This is a genomic window from Nostoc sp. 'Peltigera membranacea cyanobiont' 232 (genome assembly GCF_002245985.1).
Taxonomy (GTDB): domain Bacteria; phylum Cyanobacteriota; class Cyanobacteriia; order Cyanobacteriales; family Nostocaceae; genus Nostoc.
Genome location: NZ_NOLK01000282.1, coordinates 1 through 5,029, shown reverse-complemented (window position 1 = coordinate 5,029; position 5,029 = coordinate 1). Strand labels below are relative to the sequence as shown.

The following is a 5,029-nucleotide window of genomic DNA, read 5'->3' as shown; positions in this document are numbered from 1 at the left end:
CCCAGAGTACTGTCACCACGCCCTTGGGTGTCTACAAACCCACCTCCTAAAAGAGCAACAATTTCGTTTTGACTACGTGACGGACTGCTTGTTAGTTCTAGATTTTCATTTAGTTTACTAGCCAGACCGTTGATAGTGGCTTCGACTCGAACACTTTCTAATGCTGATAAACCCGTGGAATTTACTCGGCTGAAATCATTACTTTGAGTAACATCTAGTACTTTGGCAAATAGCCGAATATCTAAGTTGGGATCGCGCGGTTGGGAGGGACTAAAAGTTGCGGTGTGTGTATAGCCAGAAGCAAGGTTAAATTGGGTAGTAAATAAATTCACACCACCTTTTTCTAAGCGGATAGTGCCATCAGGTATTGGCTGATTGATTAAGCCATTAACGATGAGATTACCACTGGCGCGGAAGTTGAGAATTGGGGGACGGGTAATTTGGACATTTTTACCGAGTTCTAAATCTAGATTATTAAATCTAGCGATACCTGACGGCAACGCATTTACCTTGCTATTTTCAATTTCAGGTTTACTCTGCTTATTCTCTTTTGTGGGTGATACACCGAGACTACTATTTCCAGATGAACTAGTGTCGGTAGATTCTGCCAGCAATACCTGACCGTCAAATAAACTTACTTTACCGCCAATTATGGGGTTAAAGGCAGAACCAGTAATCTGCAAATTGCCACTAGCGCCTCCTTGGTAAAGTCCCTTGAGATTCAACGCCAACTGTTCGAGATTAACAGTCAGGGGATTATTAATAGTCACGTTCTCATTGTTGAAAATGGGAATTGCTCCAGCAGCTTCCACCTTCCCACGGCTAAATCTACCTTGAAGATTTTCTACTAAGATGCTGTCAAAATTAAACAGTACTCTACCTGTGACATGTCTGAGCTTACCTGGCAAAGCCTGGGCTGAAAAAGTAGCATCATTAATCGTAGCAGTTCCATTTACTTCGGGTTTTTGCAATGTTCCCCGTACCTTAAGGTCTACTTCTCCTTCACCTTTTTCAAATACCACTTGATTAGTCAATGCGTTTAACAGTCCCAATCCCTCGTTTTCCAACTTCATATCCAAACTGATTTGCTCGCTGTCTGATGCCACAGAAGCAAAAGGCAGTTTATAAGGTATGCTGCCAGTAATATCAACAGGTTTTGGCCCAGCAACTGCTACAGTACTACCAAAGTCTAAGCGGCCGTTGGCATAGCTGAAACTTGCCCTTGCTGAGTCTATTTTGTTCTGATTCAATAATCCTTCTGTGATTTGCAATTCCCCTCTAGCTTGGGGATTAGCAATGCTACCTGCTAAAGCTGCTGTACCGTTAAGATTCCCTGTAATTCCGACTGGCAGTTTAACAAAATTATTCAGTACTTGTACCGGAAAATTATTCACCCGGAACTGTCCAGATTGTTCATCACCGCCAACATTACCTGTAAAGGCAATCAGCCTATTTTCAGATTCAAGCCGTAAAGGTCGCAAACTCAAAACACCGTTCTCAAAGCTGCCTTCAGCGATCGCTTTCTCGGCAGTATAATAACGATTTCGTTCTTCCTTTTTACCCCAGGCAAAGTTTTGTCCATTCAACTTAAAATCCACTGATAATCCATTGGCTGTAGCTGTATTCACAGCCACTTCGCCGTTGAAAGTCCCCTTTAAGTCTGCCAAATCTGGTATTGGAGTGGAATTAAGTCGCTGTTCTTCCTGTTCTTCGACCAAAGTTGCAATTTCAGAAAACCGTTGGATTTGGGTAAATAAGGGTTGATTTGGCGCTCCTTGGGGGGTGGTGGTTAGATCCTCTGCTGTACCGTAGATTTCTGGTGAACCACCAGGTAAATTTTGTAAATCAAATATCTGTGCTACAGCCAAAACATCTTGGATCTCTCCCTGGTTGACGTTCAGTTTACCTTGTAGTTGAGGGCCTTTGGGACTTTGGGCAAAAGTACCAACAAGAGCGTAACTACTTTTGCCTTTGACAAATTCGCTACTGGCAAGTGTGCCTTTACCGTTACCGTAGCGGAATTGAGCAGCTATTCGATCGCCTTTAAGCCGACCAATTTGTGGATTAGCGATCGCTAAATTCCCCGTAGATGCCAATGTCTGCTGATTAAATAGCAAATCCCCAGTTAACAAACCAGCGATCTTTCCAGCACCCAGTCGAGTTATTGGTGGCGGAGTCAAATTCAATATTTGTAAGGGGAAATTTGCAACTTTGAGTGCCCAATCATTCCCTTGAACATTACCTGTGGCTGATGCGTCTTGCCATTTTACTAAGAAAGATTTCGGGCGATTATTGGCATCTAAATTAAAGGCCAAGCGATCGCTATTTCCTGCCAAGTTCAAATTTAACCCGCGTCCCTGTGCTGAATCAATATTTCCAGTTAACAATGGCTCAAAAGCAATATCTTGAACAACCAAGTCTCGTAAATTAATTTGCCCTACCACATTTGGTAAAGGCAGCTTACCAGTGATTTGACCATTAAAATCTACTCTCCCTGCCACAGCAACCTGATTAGGAAGATCGATCGGTAACTGTTTTAGGTTGTAATTCTGGGCTTGGACGTTGAGATTTAGGGCAGTAATTTCCGGTATGCCCGTTCCCCTGGCATTAGCTAATATGTTACCAGTCACACTTAAACCGGGAGCAGTTGCTCGCTCAATGGTAAGCCTTTCACCACTCCAAGCGATCGCAGCCGTCAGAGGTTGCTCAAGCCCAGGGATACCTTGGGATAATTGCACTTGTCCTGCCGCCCGCACATCCGCTAACTTGGACGATCCGACAGTGCCAGCTAATTGTAACTGACCGCCAAATTGACCCCGCAATTGCTCATTGAACCGATTTAATTCCACACCAGAAGCATCAACTACAGCTTGATAGCGACCATTAGCCAATTGGATATTAGAAGCTGCGATCGTTCCACCTGCAATATTCAGCCGTCCTTGACCGCTAGCTTGGATAGTTTGCGGTTGGAACGACTCAATAGAACCAGCCACATTTGCTTGACCAGTTAACGTCCCTCTAAACTGCGGTGGTACTGCTGCCAACTGCTGCAACGGTAGATTATTTGCTTGAACTTGCGCCTGGTATACACCATTAGCCACTTGGATATTAGAGGCTGTAATTGTCCCACCTGCAACATTTACCCGCGCCTGACCCATAGCTTGGATAGTTTGCGGTTGGAACGACTCAACAGAACCAGCCACGTTTACTTGACCAGTTAACGTCCCTCTAAACTGCGGTGGTACTGCTGCCAATTGCCGCACAGGAACATTATTCGCTTGAACTTGCGCCTGGTATACACCGTTAGCCACTTGGATATTAGAGGCTGTAATCGTCCCATCCCCGACATTTACCCGCGCCTGACCACTGGCTTGAATAGTTTCCGGTTTAAAAGAATCAACAGAACCCGCTACATCGAACTGACCAGTTAATGCCCCTTGAAACTGCTTTGGAACTTTTGCCAACTGCTGCAACGGTACATTATTTGCCTGAACTTGCGCCTGATAGACACCATTAGCCACTTGGATATTTTTAGCTGTAACTGTTCCACCGTCGATAGCAAGACTACCTTCACCACTGCTACGGAGGGTTTTCAGGCTGAAATTATCTCTGTCACCTGCGATTTGGAATGTCCCCGCCAAAGGATTATTTAAAGCTGGGGGAGACTGTTTTAATATTTGTCCCAACCGCACACCATTAGCTACAAGTTGAGCAGAAAAGCTTTGTTCTTGCAGTTGGACATTAGAAACTGTAACTGTACCGCCACCAATTTGAACTCCTGCCCCATCACTGCGAATCGTGGCAATTGCAAATGGTGCTGTGCTGCCTGAGAGGATGAGACGACCATTAAACTGTGCCTTTGCCAAAGAGACATTTTGCAGTTGACTTTTGTCTACAAAGGGTTCCAATTTTACCCCAGAGGCAACAGCCACAGCTTGCCAACGCTCATTAACATAACTCCCAGTTGCCCGGACTTTACCACCACTGACATTAAGAGCCACATTGCGGAAAGAGACGATGCGATTTGGAGAAATCGCAACTTCACCAGTTCCGGGGTAAGTTCCGTTAGGCGCTTGGAATTGTACCGAAGTTTGGACATTGGTAGAAGCACCAGTTAATTGGGCTGTAGCTGAGACATTGCCGATTTGGAATGCGGGTGTTGTTCCATAAACTTTTGCGATCGCATCCCCTGGAACATTCTTGGCAGCGAAATTTAAATCCAGTCGCGGCGTTTTACCGAGTTTAATTGTGCCAGCACCAGTAATATCACCACCAACTATGGCTTTACCTTGAATATCTTTGAGGGTAAGTAAAGAGGAACTAGAACTAGTAACAAGCTCAAATTTACTACTGATGCTCTTAAAATCAACTTTGTCAATCCGGGTAGTTTTTATTGTGGTAACTGAACCTGAGAGAATTGGCTCTTTAGTCGATCCGGTAATCAGCAAATCTGCTTGTACTTGTCCAGCGATCGGTACAGGTAGTTTTACCTTCAGAGTCTCCTGAGCATTAGCCAAACTCACAGTATTTACGCGCCCTGCCAACTTAAAGCCTGCTTGAGTGTCGATGATTCCTGTAGCCACCACAGGAATTTTGCCGTAGTTGGTAGTAACATTGTTTAACTCCAACTCCGTTCCCTGAAAACGGAGATTTCCTTGGCTATTGCTTAACAGTTGCGGCACTTTGGGTATTTGAAGCGTTACCCCTTGCACAGCAGCATTGCCATACAATAAAGTCTGCTGTCCTGGTGTCAACCGAACTAACAAGTCGCCATTGGCTCGACCCGCCTGTAAGTTCACTGGTAACTTAATCAACCGAGTAATATCCGCAGCGAACAAATCTTGTGCTTGCAACTGAAAATTGCCTGCCAGCACCTTAGAACGTGTCTCTCCCTGAATGGAAATATTGCCACCACTGTCTGCTTGCCCTCCCACCTCAAACCGGATCAACTGGTTGTTTGCTAAAAGTTGGGCAGATCCATTCAGTTGAGAAAATGTTACGGGGGCGGTGGGAGATGAGGAGGATCTTG

1 protein-coding gene is annotated in these 5,029 nt (G+C 45.0%); it reads right to left on the bottom strand.

Annotated features, from left to right (window positions below; translation table 11 throughout):
• Nucleotides 1-5,029 (bottom strand): translocation/assembly module TamB domain-containing protein (locus tag CDG79_RS38925; protein ID WP_143855730.1); only part of this gene is annotated, 5,029 nt, incomplete at both ends.